The organism is Paractinoplanes pyxinae, from assembly GCF_026626335.1.
Lineage (GTDB): Bacteria > Actinomycetota > Actinomycetes > Mycobacteriales > Micromonosporaceae > Actinoplanes > Actinoplanes pyxinae.
In genome coordinates this window covers 19,349-38,111 of the sequence record NZ_JAPNTZ010000023.1, presented here as the reverse complement: position 1 = coordinate 38,111, position 18,763 = coordinate 19,349, and the positions used below count along the sequence as shown (strand labels likewise).

Below are 18,763 nucleotides of genomic sequence, written 5' to 3'. Positions count from 1 at the left end.
CGGTTTCAAGAGCGAGGCCCGATGACGATGACCGACTGCGCCTCGTGCGCCGATGAGCGCACCGCCGGAGCAGCCTTCTGCGAGGTCTGCGGCCGGTCGCTGGCCGCCGAGCCCGAGTGCCCGCACTGCGGGACACCCGGCGGCGTGGGCGAGGACGGGTACTGCGAGCATTGCGGGATGCTGGCCGGGCGCGAACGCGATCATCTCGAGACCGACTGCGGCGAGGTCGCCGCCTCCGTGACCGACCGCGGGCTGCGGCATCATCGCAACGAGGACGCGATGTGGCTGGTCACGCGGGACGCCGAGGTCGACGTGGTGGTCAGCGACGGCGTCTCGTCGTCGTTCGACCCCGACGTGGCCTCGCTGACCGCGGTGCAGGCGGCCGGGGCCTCGATCGCGTCGGGTGACGTGGTCGCGGCCATCCAGGCGGCCCAGGTCGCGGTGGCCGAACTGGCCGCCTCGGGCGACCCGCGCCGGCAGGCCTCCAACCCGGCCTGCACGATCGTGGCGGCCGCCGTGCGCGGCGACGCGGTCACCGTGGGCTGGATCGGCGACAGCCGCGCCTACTGGGTGCCCGACGTCGGCCCGGCCGAGCAGCTGACCGAGGACGACTCGTGGGCCACCCACGTGATCGCGCTGGGTGCGGACCCGGAACAGGCGATGCGCGACCCGAAGGCGCACGCCATCACCGCCTGGCTGGGCGCCGACGCCGGCAAGGTCACCCCGCGTACGGGCGAATTCGTGGTCGGCGACCCGGGACACCTGGTGCTGTGCAGCGACGGGCTGTGGAACTACCTCACCGACCCGGCCGCCTTCGCCGCCGCCGTGCGCGAGGGGTTGCGCGAGCAAGGCACGCTGATCTCTGCCGCCCGGTGGCTGGCCGACTACGCCAACACCGCCGGCGGCGCCGACAACATCACCGTGGCTCTGATCCCCGTGTCGCCTAGTTCTAAGGAATAAGGGATGACGTACACCGCCGAGGCCTTCCAGAACGAGTTCCTCGCCCTCGGGGCGACCGAGGTCAACGCGATCGTCACCGTCACCTCGACGGGCAGCGCGAGCGGGCAGCGCACCGCCGGCGCCACCGAGATCATCATCGTCGACGCCTCCGGCTCGATGCAGGCCGAGGGGCGCATCGCGGCAGCCCGGCAGGCGGCCAAGGCGGCCGTGGCCTGCCTCGACGACGGCGTGCACTTCGCGCTCATCGCCGGCGTGGGCACGGCCCAGCAACTGTTCCCGGCACCCGGCCAGCTCGCCGTGTCGTCGGCCCAGACCCGGGCCGAGGCGACCTGGGCCATCGACCGGCTGCACGCCAGCGGCGGCACCGCCATGGGCGCCTGGCTGCTGCTCGCGGCCCAGCTGATGGCCCAGCGGCCGGGCGACATCGCGCACGCCATCATGCTCACCGACGGCGACAACGGCGAGCGCGCGGGCTACCTCGAGAGCGTGCTCGAGACGATCGCCGGCAAGTTCGCGGTCGACTGCCGGGGCGTGGGCACCAACTGGAAGGTGTCCGAGCTCCGCAAGATCGCCGACGCCATGCTGGGCACCGTCGACATCGTGGCCCGCCCGTCCGACCTGACGGCCGCCTTCGAACAGATGATGACCGCCGCGATGGGCAAGACCTCGGCCGACGTCCAGCTGAAGGTCTGGACGCCGGTCAACGCCACTGTCCGCTTCGTCAAGCAGGTGGAGCCCCAGGTGGCCGACCTGACCGGCAAGCGGGTGGCCGACGGGGCCCGGGCCGGACGGTACCCGCTCGGGTCGTGGGGCGCCGAGAGCCGCGACTACCACGTGTGCGTCGACGTGCCGCCGGGCGCGGCCGGCGACGAGATGCTGGCCGCGCGGATCTCGCTGGTCGAGGGCGACAACGTGCTGACGCAGGCGCTGGTCCGCGCGGTGTGGACCGACGACGCGGCCCTGTCGACCCGGATCAACCGGCAGGTGGCCCACTACACCGGCCAGGCCGAGCTGGCCGAGACCATCCAGGCCGGCATCGAGGCGCGCAAGGCGGGCGACGACCACACCGCCACGATAAAGTTCGGCCGGGCGGCCCAGCTGGCCCACGAGAGCGGCAACAAGGCCACGTCCGAACTGCTAGCCACGGTGGTCGAGATCGAGGACGCGGCGACGGGCACGGTGCGGCTGCGGCGCAAGGTGGCCGCGGCCGACGAGATGGCACTGGACACCCGCTCGACCAAGACCGTCCGGGTGGGGCGCGGCCAGTGACGACGTACGCCTGCCCCAAGGGTCACGCCTCGGAAGAGAGCGACTTCTGCGACACGTGCGGGGCCAAGATCTCCGGGTCTACGGCCGCTTCTCCGGCGGTCGTGGCGGCGCCCGCCTCGGCGGCGGCACCCGCTTCCGCCCCGCCGTGCCCCAATTGCGGTACGCCTCGAGCCGGCACCGCCCGGTTCTGCGAGGACTGCGGCTTCGATCACGACACCGGCCGGGTCCCCGCTCTGGTCAGCCCGGTTTCGGCGGCCCCGGCCGGACCCACGGCCGGGTGGACCGTGACGATCGCGCCCGACCCGGTGTACTTCGCCGAGAACGCCATCGACGGCATCGAGTTCCCGGCGGCGCAGGCCGCGCGTACGGTCTCGCTGCCGCCGCCGCAGGTGCGGATCGGGCGCAAGAGCAATTCGAAGGGCACCCACCCCGAGATCGACCTGTCCGAGGACGACCCCGGCGTGTCCCACTCCCACGCGCTGCTCACCCTGAGCGTCGACGGGGTGTGGCTGGTGTCCGACCTGGGCTCCACCAACGGCACCTACATCAACGACGACCAGCAGCCACTGACGGCCGGGGAGTCGCGCTCCCTGACCAGCGGTGACCGGGTGCACGTAGGCGCCTGGACCACCCTCACTCTCAACTCCCCCGCTTCCTAGCGGCCGCCGGCTAGGTGGTCGAGGCGGCGGGCCGGCCCGCGTCGCAGGTCACTGTCATCGTGGTGGTCGCTTTGCCGTGCTTGAAGGTGACGGTGGCGGCCGGGCCCGGGCCCGGGTCGGCCGACTGCACCTTGAACGTCTTGCTGGGCGAATAGGAAAGAATCTCGGCGGTGCTCGGCGACGGGCAGGTGGCCGTCAGCGTTCCGGCGGTCGATGAGAACGATCTCGTGGCGGGCGGTGGGGCCACCGTGGTCACGGTCGGAGCGGCAGTGGGTGCTCCCGGCGGCGTCACGGTGGCGGTGACCGGGGTCGTGGTCGTGCCGGTCGGTGTCGCGGTGTCCGCCGGCGCCGCCGACGTCGTGGCCGGGCGGTTCGCCGGTGTCGCGGCCGCGATGGGGCCGGCCGATCGCCGGGCGCTCGGTGCGGCATCGGCCGGACGCACCGAGGCGGTGACCGAAGCCCTGCCGCTGGGCGGAGGCGCCGGAGAGGGCGTGGCCGACGGGGAGCCGGCCGTCCGCTTATCGCCGGGAGCGAGCATCCATCCGGCGGCGCCCACCGCGACCATGGCGGCAACGGTCGCGGCGACCAGCGCGGGCCGTCTAGCCGGCGCAGCGTTACCGGCCGGCGTGCGTCCCCGTGCGCGGACGATCCGCGCCGGAGCGTCCGCTGGGGTGTGAGCCGCCTGCCCGGCATTCCTCGCCGGAGCTGGGACTGTCGGCTCGGCGCCGGCCGACAGCAGGGTGGCCGCCTCGCGGGCGCTCGGGCGGCCGGACGGGTCCTTGCGCAGGCACCGTTCACACAGATCGCGGACGTGACCCGGGACGCCCGGCACGGCCGGCAGCGGCGCCGGCTCGACGTAGATGTGGTTCTTCAACATCTGCGTGGTGTCCTCGGTGGTCCACGGCGAGTGCCCGCTGAGCAGCCGGTAGAGGACCACACCGAGCGCGTACACGTCGGAGGCCGGTTCCACGGCGTCGTCGATCAGCCGCTCCGGCGCCAGGTAGGCGGGCGTGCCCAGAAGTTCGGGATCGAGATCACCAGTGCCACTCGGCGCGGTGACGGCGGCGATCCCGAAGTCGACGACCTTGGCCCCGGTCGGTCCGAGCATGACGTTGGCCGGCTTGATGTCCCGGTGCACCAGCCCGGCCGAGTGGGCGGCGGCCAGCGCGGCCGCGACCTCGGCGCACACCCGCATCGCCAGGGGCGGGCTGACCGGCCCGGACGCCAGCCGCTGGGCGAGCGTGCCGCCTTCGACCAGTTCCATCACCACGTACGGGAAAAGCCCCCCGTTCGTGCGGAACTCACCATAGTCGTGCACCTGCGCGATGTTCGGATGCGACAGCGCCGCCGCCGCTTGCGCCTCCTGCCGGATGCGATGGTCCGCGGCCGCCGTAGCCACGATCTTGACCGCGACCTCCCGGGCCAGCACATGGTCGCGCCCCCGCCAGACAACCGCCATGCCACCCGTGCCGATGGGAACCAGCAGCTCGTACCGCCCACCCAGCACCCGCCCGGCCAGGTCCGTCCCGGGCCCGGCGGCGGAGATCGATCCGTCCATTCGCGCCAGTCTGCCGACATCGACCGCCGTCCGCATCCGCAGCCCGGCCACCGCCCTCACCCGAACCGACCGTTCCGACATCCACCGACCATGTGGACCGCTCCGCGCCGGGGTCTTGTCTGAAATGTCATTGGCCGTCGAATGGGCTTGTCAACGGTGCCTCGACAGGTCGAATCTGGAATTGAGCCGCCGGTTCCCGGCGACCGCCTGTTACGAGGAGGCGGACATGATCAAATCGCGGATCGTGGTAGGTGTGGACGGCTCGGACCACGCCACCGCGGCGGTCGGCTGGGCCGCCGCCGAGGCCTCACGCCGCGGGGCCGAGCTTCGAGTGATGGCGGCCTACTACCGCGAACGATCCATTCCCGGCCCGTCGGCCAAACGCACGGCCGAGGAACACGCGGCCGAGAACCTGCGCCGCGCGGTCGCCCAGGCCCACGCGGCCGCCCCGGACATCGAGGTGCGCTGCCTGGCCCTTCCCGGCTACGCCGTGCCGATGCTGGTCCACGCGGCCGAAGAAGCGGCGATGGTGGTCGTCGGCAGCCGGCACGAGGGCGGCCTGCCGGTGCTGCCGTTCGGCTCGGTGAGCAGCCAGGTCGCCACCCAGGCCAAGTGCTGCGTGGTCGTGGTGCGTGGCCACTACGACCCGGAGGCCGGCCCGGTCGTCGCCGGCGTAGACGGCAACGGCTCGTCGGCCGTCGTGGGCCGCGCCTTCGAAGAAGCTTCCCTGCACCACACCGACGTCCAAGCCGTCACGGTCGGCGAGCGGACCGGCCCCGACGACCCGCTGGACGCCGGCCTCGACGCGGAACTGGACCCGTGGCGCGAGAAGTACCCGGACGTCCACGCCCACCGCGAGTTCGTCGACGGCCGAGCCGACAAGGTGCTGGTGCAGCGCTCCCGCGCCGCCCGCATGGTCGTCGTAGGCCCCCGCACCCACGGCTACGAGGGCCTGATGCTCGGCTCGATCGGCAGCCGCCTCCTCCGCCGCTCCTCCTGCCCAGTGGTGATAGCGAGGTAACCCCGCGCAGCGATCCGCCGGAGGATGCCGCTGATCCGCTCCTCCGGCGATGCCTGGGTCTTCGGCCAGGACGGCCCGCCGCCCGACCCCGAGAACAGCCCGCCGCGCGCGACCCCGGCCAGTACGGCCCGCCGCGCCCGACTCCGGCGAGCGCTCAGGCCGCGAAGAAGTCGAGCAGGGCCTTGGCCAGCTCGTCCGGGGCCTCCATGGCTGCGTAGTGACCGACACCGTTCAGCTGGACCGAGTGGACGGTGCCGGCGGTGGCTTGCGACATCGTGTTGGCGGTGAAGGGGCCGCCACCGGCGCCGACGGCCAGAACGCGCGTTTGCAATGGCGGAAGTTGCACGATGTTGTCACCCTCGCTCAACATCGAGCGGTACAGGCCGGCCGCGCCCCGCCAGCCGCCGGGGCGTGCGTAGCTGCGCGCGAACTCGTCGATGTCGGCGTCGGTGATCGCTCCGGCGACGGCGGTCATCGACGGGAATGCGTATTCGCTCAGGAATGCGCGTTCGCGTCCGGTGAGCAGCAAGTCGGGAATGCCGGGCGCGGCCAGGACGCCGATGTGCCAGGCGCCGCCGTGGGTGACGTCGGCCAGCGCCTCGAGGCCGTAGCCGGGCAGGCCCATCTCGATCGCAGTCAGGCTGCGAACGTCCTCGGGGTGGGTGGTAGCCAGCCGGAAGACCGTGGCGCCGGCGATGTCCTGGCCGGTCAGGTGCACAGGTCCGACGCCGAGATGCGCGATCAGCTCATGCAGGTCTTCAGCGGCGGTGGCGCTGTCGTGATCGTCGCCCGCGAGTACGGAGTCGCCGAAACCGCGCAGGTCGACGGCGAAAACGCGGTGGTGGGCGGCCAGCAGCGGGATGAGCTTGTGGAAGGCGTACCAGCTTTCGGGGAAGCCGTGCACGAGCAGGACCGGCTCGCCCTCTGCGCCGGCCGAGACGTAGTGCAGCGTCGTGCCGTTGACCTCGGCGTAGTGGTGCTCGACCTTTGATTCGACAGTCATGCTGTCGAAAGATAGACAGTCAGACTGTCGTTTGTCTAGGCTCGCCGCATGAACCGTTCCGGGCCTGATCTCGCGCTGCTGCTGCTGGCCGGCTTCCGCGCGATGGTGGACGAGGCGATCACCGAACTGGCCGAGATGGGGCACGAGGATGCGCGCCCGGTGCATGATTTCGCCATGCGCGCCATCGCCAACGGCGCCGAGAGCGCGTCCGAACTCGGCCGCAGCTTGTCGATCACCAAACAGTCGGCTGCACGAACGATCACCATTCTGCAAGAACGTGGCTATGTAACGAGCGAACCGGACACCCGCGACGCCCGCCGCAAACGCCTGCGCGTGACCGAGCTCGGCTTCGAGGTGCTGCGCAAAGGCGAAGCCGTCCTGAACGCCCGCCGCCGCCAGTGGGCCGAGCAGATCGGCTCCGAGCAGCTGGAAACCCTCGAAGACCAGCTGGCCTCGCTGGTCGGCGACCAGCCCATCCGCTTCGACACCCCCGGCTGGATGGCCCGCGACCTCGGCGCCTGACACCTGGCCCCACCGGCGAATACATACGAATCCGCATCGGCACCCTGGCTGGATGGCCCGCGACCTCGGCGCTTGACACTTGACCGCACCGGCCATTCCCGGTCGCGCCGGCGCCGCCCCGCGCGAAGCACAGAAGGGCGCCGGCGATGCGCTGCGGAGAACAAACGAACAACGTCGCGCAGCCGGCGACACAAGTCGCGCTGGCGCCGCCCCGCGCGAAGCACAGAAGCGCGCCGGCGCCGCCCCGCAGAAGCACACAAGCGCGCCAGCGATGCGCTGCGGAGAACAAACGAACAACGTCACGCAGCCGGCGACATGAACCGGTCAACACCGAGCGGCGGCCGGCCGTCGGCGTCGGCGTTCGTGTGGCGTCGCGGCCGCATCGCTGCGATGGGGATCGGTTCGGGCGTACCGGAGGGTTGGGGTGGGCTTGGTCCGGTGTTCAACCGGGTGCGGTGGGCTGTCAGTGAGGTGGGTGACACGGCCCGCGCGTCGCCTTGGGCGGCGGACGATCGGAGGCAGGATGGGGATCGTGGAGACGGATCTTCAGCTCGCGCAGCGGGCCGCTTTGACCGGGGCGGCGGTGGCGCTGCCGCACTTCGAGGCGCTGGCCGAACTGTCGCGTGAGGTCAAGGCGGACGGTTCGGTGGTAACCGCGGCCGACCGCGCGGTCGAGTCGGCCATCCGGGACGTGCTGACCGCGGCCTGCCCCGGCGACGCCATTCTCGGCGAGGAGGAGGGTCAGACCGGCTCCTCCGGCCGCCGCTGGATCATCGACCCGATCGACGGCACGGCGCTGTTCGTGGCGGGCGACAACCGATGGCTGATTCTGATCGCCCTCGAGGAGGACGGCGAGATCGTCGCGGCGGTGGCGGCCCACCCCGCACAGGGCAGCCTGTGGTGGGCGACGCGCGACGGCGGATCGTTCGAGGGGCGCGTGGTCGGCGGTCGGGTCGTTGCGGAAACGCCAGTGCACGTCTCGGCCGGCGCTGACTCGGTGGCCGGTTGCCGCCTCGGCGTGGTCCCCGAGGACTGGGGCCGCGAGCTCGTGGCGCCGATCAAAGAGGTGACCCCCGCGCTGCCCTGGCCCATCCACCCGGCCCTGATGATCGCGCGCGGCGACCTCGACCTGGCCGTGCAGACCGGCGGCCAGATCTGGGACTTCGCCGCGACCTCCCTGATCGTGCAGGAGGCCGGCGGCAGCTACAGCGGCGTCAACGGACGCTTGCGTCCCGGTCCGGGTGCTTCGGTGTACGCCCGCAGCGACGCCCTGCGCGAAGCGGCCCTCACCCTCGTCGGCGACCCCGCCGCCCGGGCCGCCTCATAAAAACCCAAGCTCGCCCACAAAGGCGACCCGACCCGCGCCGATGGCCTCATACGGGTGCCCCGGCCCGGTTCGAGCCGCCACACGAAAACCGCCCCAACTCATGAGAGCGGCCAAGTGGTTCTGAGCGCTACTAGTGGCCCCGTTGGATCGCGAGTTCCGAGCCCAGGCCTTGTTCGCCGGATTCGATGGGCGTGTGTTCGGGACGACATCCTTCTGCGGATCTCCGGTACTACCTCTGGGGTTGAAGGCTTTGAATCAGGTAGAGCACGGCGATTGCGGTGGCAAGGGTTCCGAGGAGCAGTCGCAGCGCCCGTTCCGGTAGGTGGGGCTGGAGTCGGGCGCCGAGGTAGCCGCCGATGAGTCCGCCGGCTCCGCAGAGCAGCCCCAGGGTCCAGTGCGGGGCGATGTTTCCGCTGGTAGTCAGGGCCAGGACGCCGTAGGTTCCGGCGCCGGCCAGAGATGTCGCGAAGGTGGCGGCGAGAGCGGCGGGCGCGATCTGCGTCATCGGCATGCCGCGTCCGGCGAGGATCGGGCCGAGGACGGATCCGCCGCCGATGCCGTAGATGCCGCCGACGGCGCCGGTGACGACGCTGAGGCCCAGGATCGTGCGCCGCGACAGCGGTGGCCGATCAGCCGTTACCGGGCGCAGTGTGCGACCGAGAAGCCATAGGCCGAGTGGGAGCAGCACCGCGGCCGCCACGATGCGGAACACCTGCGGACCGGGTATGGCGAAGACCCGGACGATCGCGCCGAGGATGACCCCTGGGACGGTGCCGGCGATCAGGAGTCGAGCGAGCGGGCCGATGAGCTGGCCGTTGCGGCGGTAGCGGGCAAGAGCGCCGGGCCCGGCTACGACGTTGAACAGCAGATTGGTGGGGGTGACGGCCGGACTCGGGACATGCAGAACGCTGAGCTGGACGGGGAGCAGGAACACGGCGCCGGCCACCCCGACCGGCGAAGTGACGACGGAGATCACCAGCCCGGCCAGGAAACCGGTGAGCCCGGTCTGCCAGGTCATAGCAAACGGGCCGGCGACGCTCTCATCATAATCGCGACGATAACGAGCAAATGTTTCGCAGCTTCGGGGCCGGGCAGGTCTCTGACTGGGATATGTGGAATGCTCGCGCTCATCCGTCGACGACTACAAGACACCGGCCGGGGTCAGCAACAGCTGCCGGCTGAGGCAGGGGCGGCGGCAGCGACTGCCGGGCTGTCCGCGCAGCAGTCGACGGCGTCAGGCATCGGCTTGTCACCGACGTTCGAGTCTCCCTTGACGACATACACCTCCCACGGCTCCTGGCCAGGGCCACGCACCCAAACCTTGTCCTGCAGCGCATAACAACACTCGGTGTCGCCCTCGGTCAGCGTGATCAGACCCGACTCGGTCAGGCGGGTGGTCGCCGCGTCGACCGCCTCCGACGTCTCAACTTCCACGCCCAGGTGGTCCATCACGGTCGGATGGCCGGGCTCGCCCTCGAGCAGGACCAGCTTCAGCGGCGGCTCGGCGATCGCGAAGTTCGCATAGCCGGGCCGGCGCTTGGCCGGCTCGACGCCGAACAGCTTGGAATAGAACGCCACCGACCCCTCCAGGTCGGCGACCCGCAACGCGAGCTGAACACGAGACATCCCTGCACCTCCAGCAGATTCGACTGTCATCTAATCCGCAGCTTGCCATCGAATTCGACCAGTGTCAAACTCGACGGGTGTCGAATCCAGAGTTGCGAGTGATCCCCGGTGAGGGCTGCTGCAATGCGCCGATGGTCACCGAGCCGGTGACCGAGTCCGACGCAGTCGCGTTCGCGCAGACGTTCAAGGCCCTCAGCGACCCGGTCCGGTTGCGGCTGCTGTCGATGATCGCCGCCCGCGCCGGCGCCGAGGTTTGTGTCTGCGACCTGCTCGACGCGTTCACCCAGACCGCGCCGACGATCTCGCATCACCTGAAGGTGCTGCGCGACGCCGGGCTGATCACCGGCGAGCGGCGCGCGTCCTGGGTCTACTACCGGGTCGTCCCCTCGGCTCTGGCCGCGCTGTCGCAGCTGCTCGACGCGTCCACGATGACCGTCGCAGCCGACGCGTGAACCTGGCCCGCCGCGCCAGCGCCGAGTTCACCGGAACCGGGCTGCTGGTCGCCGCAGTCGTCGGTTCCGGCATCGCCGCAACGAGGCTCTCCCCAGACGACGTCGGCCTGCAACTGCTGGAGAACGCCGTCGCCACCGCGCTGGCTCTGGCCGCGCTGATTCTCATCTTCGGCCCGGTCTCCGGCGCCCACCTCAACCCGGTCGTGTCCGCGGTCGACTGGTGGCTCGGCCGTCCCACCCGCACCGGCCTGGCCGGCCGCGACCTGCTCGCCTACGCCCTGGCCCAAGCCGCCGGGGCGATAGGCGGCGCGATCCTGGCCAACCTGATGTTCGGCCTGCCCGTCGTCACGGCCGCCGCCACCGCCCGGTCCGGCGCCAACCTCTGGCTCGCCGAGACGGTCGCCACCGGCGGCCTCGTCCTGCTGATCGTCGCGCTGGCCCGATCGGGACGCGCGGTCACCGCGCCGGCGGCGGTCGGCGCCTACATCGGCGCCGCATACTGGTGGACCTCCTCGACCAGCTTCGCCAACCCGGCCGTGACCATCGGCCGCATGTTCAGCGACACCTTCGCCGGCATCGCCCCCGCCTCAGCGCCGGCATTCCTCGCCGCGCAGATCGCCGGCGGCCTGCTCGCCGTCGCCGCCATCGCCTGGTGGTATCCCGGCTCCCGCCCGGCGGCCTCTGACGTCGTCGTCCCGCGCGCTCAGCAGGAGGCCACGCCACGATGAACACGATCACCGTCGCCCCGATGCACGACGAGCACGCCCACCCGGTCTTGGAGATCTACCGGCTCGGCATCGCCACCGGCAACGCCACCTTCGAGACCGAACCACCCGACTGGTCCCGGTTCACCGCCTCCCGCCTTCTGGAGCACCGCTTCGTCGCCCTCGACGCCGACGGCACGATACTCGGCTGGATCGCCTGCAGCCCGGTCTCGGACCGCTGCGTCTATGCCGGCGTCGTCGAGCACTCCGTCTATGTCCACCCTGACGCCCGCGGCCGCGGCGTCGGCCGGACCCTGCTCGGCGCATTGATCGCTTCCACCGAGACCGCCGGGATCTGGACCATCCAATCCGGGATCTTCCCCGAGAACACCGCCAGCCTCGCCCTGCACGCCGCCTGCGGCTTCCGGACCGTCGGCACCCGCCAACGCGTCGGCCGACACCACGGCACCTGGCGCGACGTCACCCTCATCGAACGCCGCAGCCCCACCATCACCTGAGCCTCGGAGCCACCACCATGACCAGCAAGCCCAGCGTCCTGTTCGTCTGCGTCCACAACGCCGGCCGCTCCCAAATGGCCGCCGGATGGCTACGCCACCTCGCCGCCGACACCATCGAGATCCGCTCCGCCGGCTCCGAACCCGCCGACCAGATCAACCCTGTCGCCGTCCAAGCGATGGCCGAAGTCGGCATCGACATCACCGCCGAACACCCCAGGAAACTCGAACCCGAAGCCGTCGAAGCCAGCGACGTCGTGATCACCATGGGCTGCGGCGACGCCTGCCCGTACTTCCCCGGCAAACGCTACGAAGACTGGAAACTGGACGACCCCGCAGGACAGAACCTCGACGCCGTCCGCCCCATCCGCGACGACATCCGCACCCGCGTCGAGAAACTCCTCACCGAGCTCAACAACCGCGGCTGATCCCCGATCAGCCGCAAGGTCTGCGCAATGAGCCGCCCCCGCCCGTCCACGTCAGGTAATGGTCGCGACGGCCATTCCCACGGTTCCGGGCGGCACCGACGCCACCACTTCGCCGAATGGGTTGATGACGCATGTCGGCCCGAGTCCCAGATGGGTGTCGCCGCGCGTACCGGTGACGTCGGCCGAGGCCAGCCACAAGCCGGTCTCTCGCACCCGCTTCCGACGCAGCTCATTGTGTTTGTGCTGCCAGCGATAAGCGTTAGCCCGCCGCATCATGTTCTGCGCCGGGAACACCAGCAATCGAGCGTCCTGCCGCGCAACAGCCGCAGCCGCATGCGGGTACTGCCCGTCGAAACAGATGTTGATGCCGAACCGGACACCGGCACAGTCGAACACCGGATAGCCGCCCCCGGCTGTGAAGACGCTTTCGCCACGGGTCAGAAACGTCTTTCGGTACGCCCCCACGACCCGCCCGCCGCGCACGACCGCCGCCGTGTTGGAGAACCGGTCGCCCCGCCGTTCGATCATCCCCAGCACCACGGTCGGCCGCACACTCAGGCGCACATCTTCCAGCCGCATCGCGAACGTGCGTACATGCTCAGCCGTAACCGTGTACCCCTGCAGAAAACACTCCGGAAAGACCAGCAGATCAACACCATCCGCCTGTTCCGCGAACTCCGCGACCAGGCTGAGCGCGGCCCCCACGTCCCCCATGATCTCCGGCGTCTGGCATACCCCGACCCGCATCACGACCACCCATCGCCGAAGTTCCGAATGACTGGTAACGGGTATCCGTACGAAATGACCGAGACACCCAATGCCGGAGCCAGCACCGACCAGGCCGTCACTGGTTCCGGCGAGACTGACGAATTCACCACCGATCGGCCGCCGACCGCCGACACCCCGGCCAGCGGCAGCAGTAACAAGGGCATCAACGAGCGCCGCGCCAACCTCAACGAGGGCGAGGACGAGAACGCCCCCGAGCCGCCCGACTGACCGCCGTGCGACGCCGGCCACCGTAAAGATGCACCCGGTGGTCGGCTTCGTGGTCCGGACCGTCGGTGACGAATGGCGTTTGGTGAGCGATGTGGACGTTCCATTCGTCGTACGACCAATGTTGGTCACACTCGCAGGCGGTCCACCGGAAGTTTGTGCGGTAACGCCCGACCTCGCCCGGCTTCAGCACGAACAGCCGCTGTTTGCCGGGCCGCCGCGGATACGATTCCCAGCCCGGCAGCCGATCGATCACCAGATCGGCCCCGCGCCTAGCCAGCCCGAAACCGGCATCCCGGGCAAGCTCGAATCCACCGCCCGAAACCGTCGCGTCCCGCTGATAGCAGGCTGCCTCATCGGCGAGCACGTCGTGCAGCACGACCTCCTCAGCGGGAACCCCCGCCGGCAGCGGCACCGGCTCGTTCAAATCACGGCGACGATCAGCCTCGGGCGCTCCGCGTCCGGCGGCCGTCCACCTCACCCGTACGCGCTGAATGACGATCACCGGTGAACCATGCCGCACGAATGACCAGCATCACCATCGATTTACCGCCGGGACGGGGTATCGGGCGGGATTCAAATCTGTCACCATGATCTCCCTCCGGAACCGGGGCAACGTTTCACGGCCGGCTCGCGTCTTAGTTATCGGGCCAGGACGGCGCCGGTTGGCATCCCCCGAATGCGAGAGTCATGATTCAGCGACGCAAGGTGATCTTCGGTGCCGTCGGTGCGGCCGCGGCCGCCACGGTGGCCGGGTGTTCCTCGGCCGGCAAGAGCGACGGCGGGGCCGCCTCCTGGGTCGGCTCGGCGGCTGAGGTGGCGGAGGCAGTCGTCCCGCCCGTCCGGGTGACGGTGACCCCGGCGAAGGCCAGCTCCGGGGTGCTGCCGACCAAGCCGGTCGTGGTCAGCGCGGCCGACGGCAAGGTCGAGTCGGTCGTCCTCGCCGCCGGGAAGACCAAGATCGAGGGCGCGCTGCAGGACGACGGCAGCTGGCGGTCGACCGGCGATCTCGCGTACGGCAAGACGTACAAGGTGACCGTCACGGCCACCGATGGCGCGGGTGCCAAAACCACCCACAACACCACCTTCTCCACGCTCAAGCCGGAGAAGACGGCCACGGTCACCTTCCAAGCCAACGCCATGCTCGCCCTCAAAGAGGGCCGCACCTATGGCGCCGGGCAGCCGGTCATCGTCCGATTCAGCCGCGCGGTGAACAAGAATGCCGCCGAAAAGGCCATCGAGGTCAAGACTTCGCCGTCGGTGCCCGGCAAGTTCTATTGGCGCGACGACCGTACGGTGCATTGGCGCCCGGCGAAATACTGGGCGGCCGGCACGAAGATCGACGTCAAAGTGAACATGTTCGGCGTCAAACTCGGCAAGACGACGTACGGGGCGAAGAACGCGTCGACGAACTTCCGCATCGGCCGGCAACTTATCGCGATCAGCGACAACCGGACGCACATGACCAAGGTCTACATCGACGGCAAATTGGTTCGTACGATGAAATCGAGCCTGGGTAAAGGCGGGGGCACAACCGGCGCGAACGGCGAGCGCATCAGCTATTGGACGGCCGGCGGCCCGCACGTCGTCCTGGGCAAGAAGCGCAAGCACACGATGAGCTCCGCCAGCTACGGCATCACCGACCCGAAAGACCCGAACTACTACGTCACCGAAAACATCGAATTCTGTACGCGGATCAGCTACTCGGGTGAGTATCTGCACGCCGCGCCGTGGAACCGTTCGCTCGGCCGGGCCAACCTCTCGCACGGCTGCATCAATCTGAGCACGGCCGACGCCAAGTGGGTCTACAACAATTTCCTGGTCGGCGACATCGTCGACGTCAAGAACACCCCACGCGAGCTGCCGATCTGGAACGGCCTCGGCGACTGGACGGTCCCGTTCGACAAGTACGACCGCCAATCGGACTGACTCAGCCGATCATCCTGACCGATGCGCCGATCATCCGATCGCACCTTTCCCACCCGCCCGCCGGCGCGCACAGTGGCACGCATGAAGACCATGCCGCGACCGCTCCGGCCCAAGACCGTGATCGCCCTCGCCGCCGGCTCGCTCCTCGGCCTGGCCGTGGCCGCGTTCGCCGAGATCATGGCGGGCGGCCCGGCCGGCGGCTGATCAGTGTGACTCGCGGGCTACCTGGTCGCCGCTGGAGCCGAGCAGGAAGTCCAGGTCGGCGCCGGTGTTGGCCTGGTTGACCGTGTCGACGTACAGCTTCTCCCAGCCGCGCGTCGGGGCGGCGTAGGCCTTCGCGGCCTCGGCCGACGGCTCGCGGGCGGCCCACTCCTCGGCGGGCACGTCCACATCCAGGCGGCGGTTCTCCAGGTCGAGCACGATCATGTCGCCCGTACGCACCTTGGCCAGGGGGCCACCGGCGGCGGCTTCCGGCGCCACGTGCAGCACCACAGTCCCGTACGCAGTGCCGCTCATCCGACCGTCACAAATGCGCACCATGTCGCGTACGCCCTCGGCCAGCAGTTTCGCCGGCAGCGGCATGTTGGAAACCTCGGGCATGCCGGGATAGCCCTTGGGACCGCAACCGCGCAGAACCAGGACCGAGTCGGCGGTGACCGGCAGCTCCGGGTCGTCCAGCCGGGCGTGCAGGTCTTCCACCGAGTCGAACACGACGGCGGGGCCTCGGTGCTGCAGCAGCGCCGGGGTGGCGGCGGCCGGTTTGACCAGCGCACCGTCGGGGGCCAGGTTCCCGTACAGGACGGCAATTCCGGCCTCCATCTGCAGCGGGTCCTGCCGGGCGCGGATCACCTCACGGTCGTACACCTGGGCCGTTCCCAGCGCCGACACCAGGGGCTCGCCGATCACCGTTATGGCCGACGGGTCGAGCAGATCTTGAACTTCGGCCAGTACGGCGTGCAGGCCCCCGGCGCGATAGAGGTCGTCCATCAGGAAGCGGCCGGCCGGTTGCAGGTCGACCAGCAACGGGACGCCGGCGCCGATGCGGTCGAAGTCGTCCTGTGTCAGTTCGACGCCCAAACGGCCGGCAATCGCCAGCAAATGAACAACAGCGTTCGTCGAACCGCCGAGGGCGGCCAGGGCCACGATCGCGTTGTGGAAGGACGCGCGGGTCATGACCGCGCTCGGCCGGCGCTCCTGGTCGACCAGGTCGACCGCCAGCACTCCGGTGGCGTGCGCGGCCTCGAGCAGGCGGCTGTCGGGGGCAGGCGTACCGGCGATGCCGGGCAGCGTCATGCCCAGCACCTCGGCCAGCAGGCCCATGGTCGAGGCGGTGCCCATGGTGTTGCAGTGACCCCGGCTGCGGATCATCGACGACTCGGAGCGCTGGAACTCGGCGGCGCTCAGCGTGCCCGCGCGCACCTCTTCCGACAGCTTCCACACGTCCGTACCGCAACCAAGCGGAACGCCCCGGAAGGTGCCGGTCAACATCGGGCCGCCCGGCACCACGACGGCCGGCAGGTCGACCGACGCCGCCGCCATGAGCAGGGCCGGAATGGTCTTGTCGCAGCCGCCGAGCAGCACCACGCCGTCGATCGGGTTCGCGCGCAGCATCTCTTCGATGGCCATCGCGGCCATGTTGCGCCACAGCATGGCCGTCGGCTTGACCTGCGTCTCGCCCAGCGACACGACCGGCAGGTTGAGCGCGATGCCGCCGGCCCGATGGATGCCGTCGGCGACACTTCGCGCAACTTCGTTCAAGTGAGCATTGCACGGCGTCAGATCGGACGCCGTGTTGGCGATGGCGATATGTGCGCGTTCGCCGTCGAACGCGTCGGCCGGCAGCCCCCGCCGCATCCAGGCTCTATGGATGTAGCTGTTCCGGTCGTCGCCGCCGTACCACTGTGCGCTGCGCCGATCAGACATGATCTGACCGTAACGCCGCGCCGGTCCCGACGGGAAGATCCTTCATCTGACCGGAAGTTGCGCCTACGATCCGGAACATGACTGCGCGCTTTGTCGCCCGGCCGGCTGGCGCGGAGGCGTACACGCTGGGTGAGGGACCGATCTGGGACGCCGACCGCGATCGCCTGCTCTGGGTCGACATCCAGGGCGGCACGGTGCACGCCGGCTCGGTCGAGCCGGGCCGGATCACCGTCACCGGCACCTGGGAGTTCGACGATGTGGCCTGCGTGGTGGCCGTGTCGGAGGCCGGCGAGCTGCTGGTGGCCCAGCGGGGTGAGGTCGTGAAAATCGACCCCGACGGCGTCCGTACGCCCATCGCGGACCTCAGTCGAAGCGGGAGTCGCCTGAACGACGGGGGTGTCGACCCGCAGGGGCGGTTCCTGGTCGGTGGCATGGCGCTCGACGACTCGAAGGGCACCCAGACGCTCGTCCGGCTCGACGGCGACGCGGTGACCGTGCTCGACGACGACCTGACCCTGTCCAACGGGCTGGCCTGGAGCCCGGACGGCGGCACGCTGTACAGCGTCGACTCGGTCCCGGGCGTGATCTACGGGCGTGACTACCCGGACGGCGAGCGGCGGGAGTTGTTCCGGATCACCGACGGGCTGCCCGACGGATTGTGCGTGGACGCGATCGGCAATCTGTGGATCGCCAACCACGGGCTGGGGCGGATCGAATGCCGTACGCCGTCGGGCGAGCTGCTGGCCCTGGTCGACGTGGACGTGCCGCACCCGACCAGCTGCGCTTTCGCCGGGCCGAACCTCGGCATCCTGGTCATCACCACCGCGACCGAGGGCCTGTCACCCACCGAACTGACGCGGCAGCCGGCTTCGGGGCGTCTGTTCACCGCTGCCGTCGGCGTCACCGGCCTGCGTACGCCGTACTGGAAACCCTGAGATCGGAGCACACCCCGTGCAACTCCTGCGCATCGGTGCCGTAGGCGCCGAGAAGCCCGCCGTCCGCGCCGGCGACGGCGCCTACGTCGACGTGTCCGACCTGGTGCCCGACTTCGACGAGGCGTTCTTCGGTTCCGGCGGCGTCGAGCGGATCGCCGGCCCGGTGGCCGAGCGCCTGGCCGCCGGGCAGACGCAGCCGCTGGGCGACCAGCGGATCGGCGCCCCGATCGCCCGGCCGCACCAGATCCTGTGCATCGGGCTCAACTACAGCGACCACGCGGCCGAGACCGGTCAGAAGCCGCCGGCCGAGCCGATCCTGTTCACGAAGTCGCCCAACACGCTCATCGGCCCGAACGACGACGTGCGCATCCCGCGCGGTTCGACCAAAACCGACTGGGAGGTCGAACTGGGCATCGTCATCGGCCGCCGGACGTCGTATCTGGACAACGTCGAGCAGGCGCGCGACGCCATCGCCGGCTATGTGCTGGTCAATGATGTGAGCGAACGTGCATTCCAAAGTGAGCGCGGCGGACAATGGACGAAGGGAAAGTCGGCCGAAACGTTCAATCCAGCCGGCCCCTGGCTGGTCACCCCCGACGAGATCCCCAACGTCAACAACCTGGACATGTGGCTCGACATCAACGGCGAGCGCCGCCAGACCGGCAACACCCGCACGATGATCTTCGACGCGTACTTCATCGTCCACTACCTGAGCCAGTTCCTGGTGCTGGAGCCCGGCGACCTGATCAACACAGGCACGCCGCCCGGCGTCGGCCTGGGCATGAAGCCCCCGACCTACCTGAAGCCCGGCGACGTCATGACGCTCGGCATAGAACACCTGGGCAGCGCCCGCCAGCAGGTGGTGGCGCCCCGATGACCATTCCCGCACTCGACGCCGTCCCTCGGCCCGCCGGCTCGACGGCCACCGGCCGGCAAGAA

The 18,763-nt window shown here is 70.0% G+C and carries 22 protein-coding genes; 15 read left to right on the top strand and 7 right to left on the bottom strand.

All coding sequences use genetic code 11. The features are described 5' to 3' along the window. The first annotated feature begins 21 nt into the window (after window positions 1-21). The 3 genes from OWR29_RS43970 to OWR29_RS43960 are packed head-to-tail and all read left to right on the top strand — an operon-like array spanning window position 22 to window position 2,888. Window positions 22-960 carry a protein phosphatase 2C domain-containing protein gene (locus OWR29_RS43970; RefSeq protein WP_267569591.1) on the top strand — a complete coding sequence of 313 codons (939 nt, stop codon included), beginning with the start codon at window positions 22-24 and terminating at the stop codon, window positions 958-960. A 3-nt stretch (window positions 961-963) separates the two neighbouring features. Further along, window positions 964-2,229, top strand: a complete 1,266-nt coding sequence (locus OWR29_RS43965; RefSeq protein WP_267569590.1) for a vWA domain-containing protein — start codon at window positions 964-966, stop codon at window positions 2,227-2,229. Beyond that, window positions 2,226-2,888, top strand: coding sequence for a double zinc ribbon and FHA domain-containing protein (locus OWR29_RS43960; RefSeq protein WP_267569589.1), 663 nt, complete (start codon window positions 2,226-2,228; stop codon window positions 2,886-2,888). The genes OWR29_RS43965 and OWR29_RS43960 overlap by 4 nt, the downstream gene beginning before the upstream one ends. 10 nt (window positions 2,889-2,898) lie before the next feature. Here the strand turns inward: OWR29_RS43960 and OWR29_RS43955 are convergent, their stop codons facing one another. After that, window positions 2,899-4,446 carry a serine/threonine-protein kinase gene (locus tag OWR29_RS43955; protein WP_267569588.1) on the bottom strand — a complete coding sequence of 516 codons (1,548 nt, stop codon included), beginning with the start codon at window positions 4,444-4,446 and terminating at the stop codon, window positions 2,899-2,901. A 226-nt stretch (window positions 4,447-4,672) separates the two neighbouring features. On the opposite strand from OWR29_RS43955, the gene OWR29_RS43950 reads away from it, so the two are divergent. Then, complete coding sequence (locus tag OWR29_RS43950) at window positions 4,673-5,467, top strand: universal stress protein (RefSeq protein ID WP_267569587.1); 795 nt, start codon at window positions 4,673-4,675, stop codon at window positions 5,465-5,467. A gap of 154 nt (window positions 5,468-5,621) precedes the next feature. Here the strand turns inward: OWR29_RS43950 and OWR29_RS43945 are convergent, their stop codons facing one another. Continuing rightward, entirely contained in the window at window positions 5,622-6,470 is an 849-nt protein-coding gene (locus OWR29_RS43945) for an alpha/beta fold hydrolase (RefSeq protein ID WP_267569586.1), read from the bottom strand. Between the two features lie 48 nt (window positions 6,471-6,518). Between OWR29_RS43945 and OWR29_RS43940 the strand changes: the two genes are divergently transcribed. Together OWR29_RS43940 and OWR29_RS43935 are read left to right on the top strand one after the other, a co-directional pair. Next, a complete protein-coding gene (locus tag OWR29_RS43940) occupies window positions 6,519-6,992 on the top strand; it encodes a MarR family winged helix-turn-helix transcriptional regulator (RefSeq protein ID WP_267569585.1) in 474 nt (157 codons plus the stop codon). 532 nt (window positions 6,993-7,524) lie between these two features. Beyond that, complete coding sequence (locus OWR29_RS43935) at window positions 7,525-8,319, top strand: inositol monophosphatase family protein (RefSeq protein ID WP_438872734.1); 795 nt, start codon at window positions 7,525-7,527, stop codon at window positions 8,317-8,319. A gap of 229 nt (window positions 8,320-8,548) precedes the next feature. On the opposite strand, the gene OWR29_RS43930 is transcribed toward OWR29_RS43935, so the two are convergent. Both OWR29_RS43930 and OWR29_RS43925 read right to left on the bottom strand, forming a co-directional pair. Beyond that, complete coding sequence (locus OWR29_RS43930) at window positions 8,549-9,337, bottom strand: sulfite exporter TauE/SafE family protein (protein ID WP_267569583.1); 789 nt, start codon at window positions 9,335-9,337, stop codon at window positions 8,549-8,551. Between the two features lie 143 nt (window positions 9,338-9,480). Further along, complete coding sequence (locus tag OWR29_RS43925) at window positions 9,481-9,945, bottom strand: ArsI/CadI family heavy metal resistance metalloenzyme (RefSeq protein ID WP_267569582.1); 465 nt, start codon at window positions 9,943-9,945, stop codon at window positions 9,481-9,483. A 77-nt stretch (window positions 9,946-10,022) separates the two neighbouring features. Here OWR29_RS43925 and OWR29_RS43920 point away from each other — a divergent pair, with 77 nt between their 5' ends. The 4 genes from OWR29_RS43920 to OWR29_RS43905 are packed head-to-tail and all read left to right on the top strand — an operon-like array spanning window position 10,023 to window position 12,044. Further along, window positions 10,023-10,397 carry an ArsR/SmtB family transcription factor gene (locus OWR29_RS43920; protein WP_438872733.1) on the top strand — a complete coding sequence of 125 codons (375 nt, stop codon included), beginning with the start codon at window positions 10,023-10,025 and terminating at the stop codon, window positions 10,395-10,397. Then, entirely contained in the window at window positions 10,394-11,125 is a 732-nt protein-coding gene (locus OWR29_RS43915) for an aquaporin (RefSeq protein WP_267569581.1), read from the top strand. The genes OWR29_RS43920 and OWR29_RS43915 overlap by 4 nt, the downstream gene beginning before the upstream one ends. Beyond that, window positions 11,122-11,619 carry a GNAT family N-acetyltransferase gene (locus tag OWR29_RS43910; RefSeq protein ID WP_267569580.1) on the top strand — a complete coding sequence of 166 codons (498 nt, stop codon included), beginning with the start codon at window positions 11,122-11,124 and terminating at the stop codon, window positions 11,617-11,619. Before OWR29_RS43915 ends, OWR29_RS43910 begins: the two co-directional genes overlap by 4 nt. A gap of 17 nt (window positions 11,620-11,636) precedes the next feature. Next, window positions 11,637-12,044 carry an arsenate reductase ArsC gene (locus OWR29_RS43905; RefSeq protein ID WP_267569579.1) on the top strand — a complete coding sequence of 136 codons (408 nt, stop codon included), beginning with the start codon at window positions 11,637-11,639 and terminating at the stop codon, window positions 12,042-12,044. 51 nt (window positions 12,045-12,095) lie between these two features. Here the strand turns inward: OWR29_RS43905 and OWR29_RS43900 are convergent, their stop codons facing one another. Next, window positions 12,096-12,791, bottom strand: a complete 696-nt coding sequence (locus tag OWR29_RS43900; RefSeq protein WP_267569578.1) for a carbon-nitrogen hydrolase family protein — start codon at window positions 12,789-12,791, stop codon at window positions 12,096-12,098. 54 nt (window positions 12,792-12,845) lie between these two features. Here OWR29_RS43900 and OWR29_RS43895 point away from each other — a divergent pair, with 54 nt between their 5' ends. Continuing rightward, window positions 12,846-13,040 (top strand): hypothetical protein, encoded by a 195-nt coding sequence (locus OWR29_RS43895; protein WP_267569577.1) that lies wholly within the window; start codon window positions 12,846-12,848, stop codon window positions 13,038-13,040. Here the strand turns inward: OWR29_RS43895 and OWR29_RS43890 are convergent. After that, window positions 12,997-13,542 carry a hypothetical protein gene (locus OWR29_RS43890; RefSeq protein WP_267569576.1) on the bottom strand — a complete coding sequence of 182 codons (546 nt, stop codon included), beginning with the start codon at window positions 13,540-13,542 and terminating at the stop codon, window positions 12,997-12,999. The two genes, OWR29_RS43895 and OWR29_RS43890, sit on opposite strands and share 44 nt — an antisense overlap. A gap of 203 nt (window positions 13,543-13,745) precedes the next feature. On the opposite strand from OWR29_RS43890, the gene OWR29_RS43885 reads away from it, so the two are divergent. Both OWR29_RS43885 and OWR29_RS43880 read left to right on the top strand, forming a co-directional pair. After that, complete coding sequence (locus tag OWR29_RS43885) at window positions 13,746-14,966, top strand: L,D-transpeptidase (RefSeq protein WP_267569575.1); 1,221 nt, start codon at window positions 13,746-13,748, stop codon at window positions 14,964-14,966. Between the two features lie 81 nt (window positions 14,967-15,047). Beyond that, complete coding sequence (locus OWR29_RS43880) at window positions 15,048-15,170, top strand: hypothetical protein (protein ID WP_267569574.1); 123 nt, start codon at window positions 15,048-15,050, stop codon at window positions 15,168-15,170. Here OWR29_RS43880 and OWR29_RS43875 read toward each other — a convergent pair whose 3' ends face one another. Then, window positions 15,171-16,889 carry a dihydroxy-acid dehydratase gene (locus OWR29_RS43875; protein ID WP_267569573.1) on the bottom strand — a complete coding sequence of 573 codons (1,719 nt, stop codon included), beginning with the start codon at window positions 16,887-16,889 and terminating at the stop codon, window positions 15,171-15,173. Between the two features lie 77 nt (window positions 16,890-16,966). On the opposite strand from OWR29_RS43875, the gene OWR29_RS43870 reads away from it, so the two are divergent. Then, complete coding sequence (locus OWR29_RS43870; RefSeq protein WP_267569572.1) at window positions 16,967-17,824, top strand: SMP-30/gluconolactonase/LRE family protein; 858 nt, start codon at window positions 16,967-16,969, stop codon at window positions 17,822-17,824. A gap of 16 nt (window positions 17,825-17,840) precedes the next feature. After that, window positions 17,841-18,701 carry a fumarylacetoacetate hydrolase family protein gene (locus OWR29_RS43865; RefSeq protein ID WP_267569571.1) on the top strand — a complete coding sequence of 287 codons (861 nt, stop codon included), beginning with the start codon at window positions 17,841-17,843 and terminating at the stop codon, window positions 18,699-18,701. Window positions 18,702-18,763 lie beyond the last annotated feature (62 nt).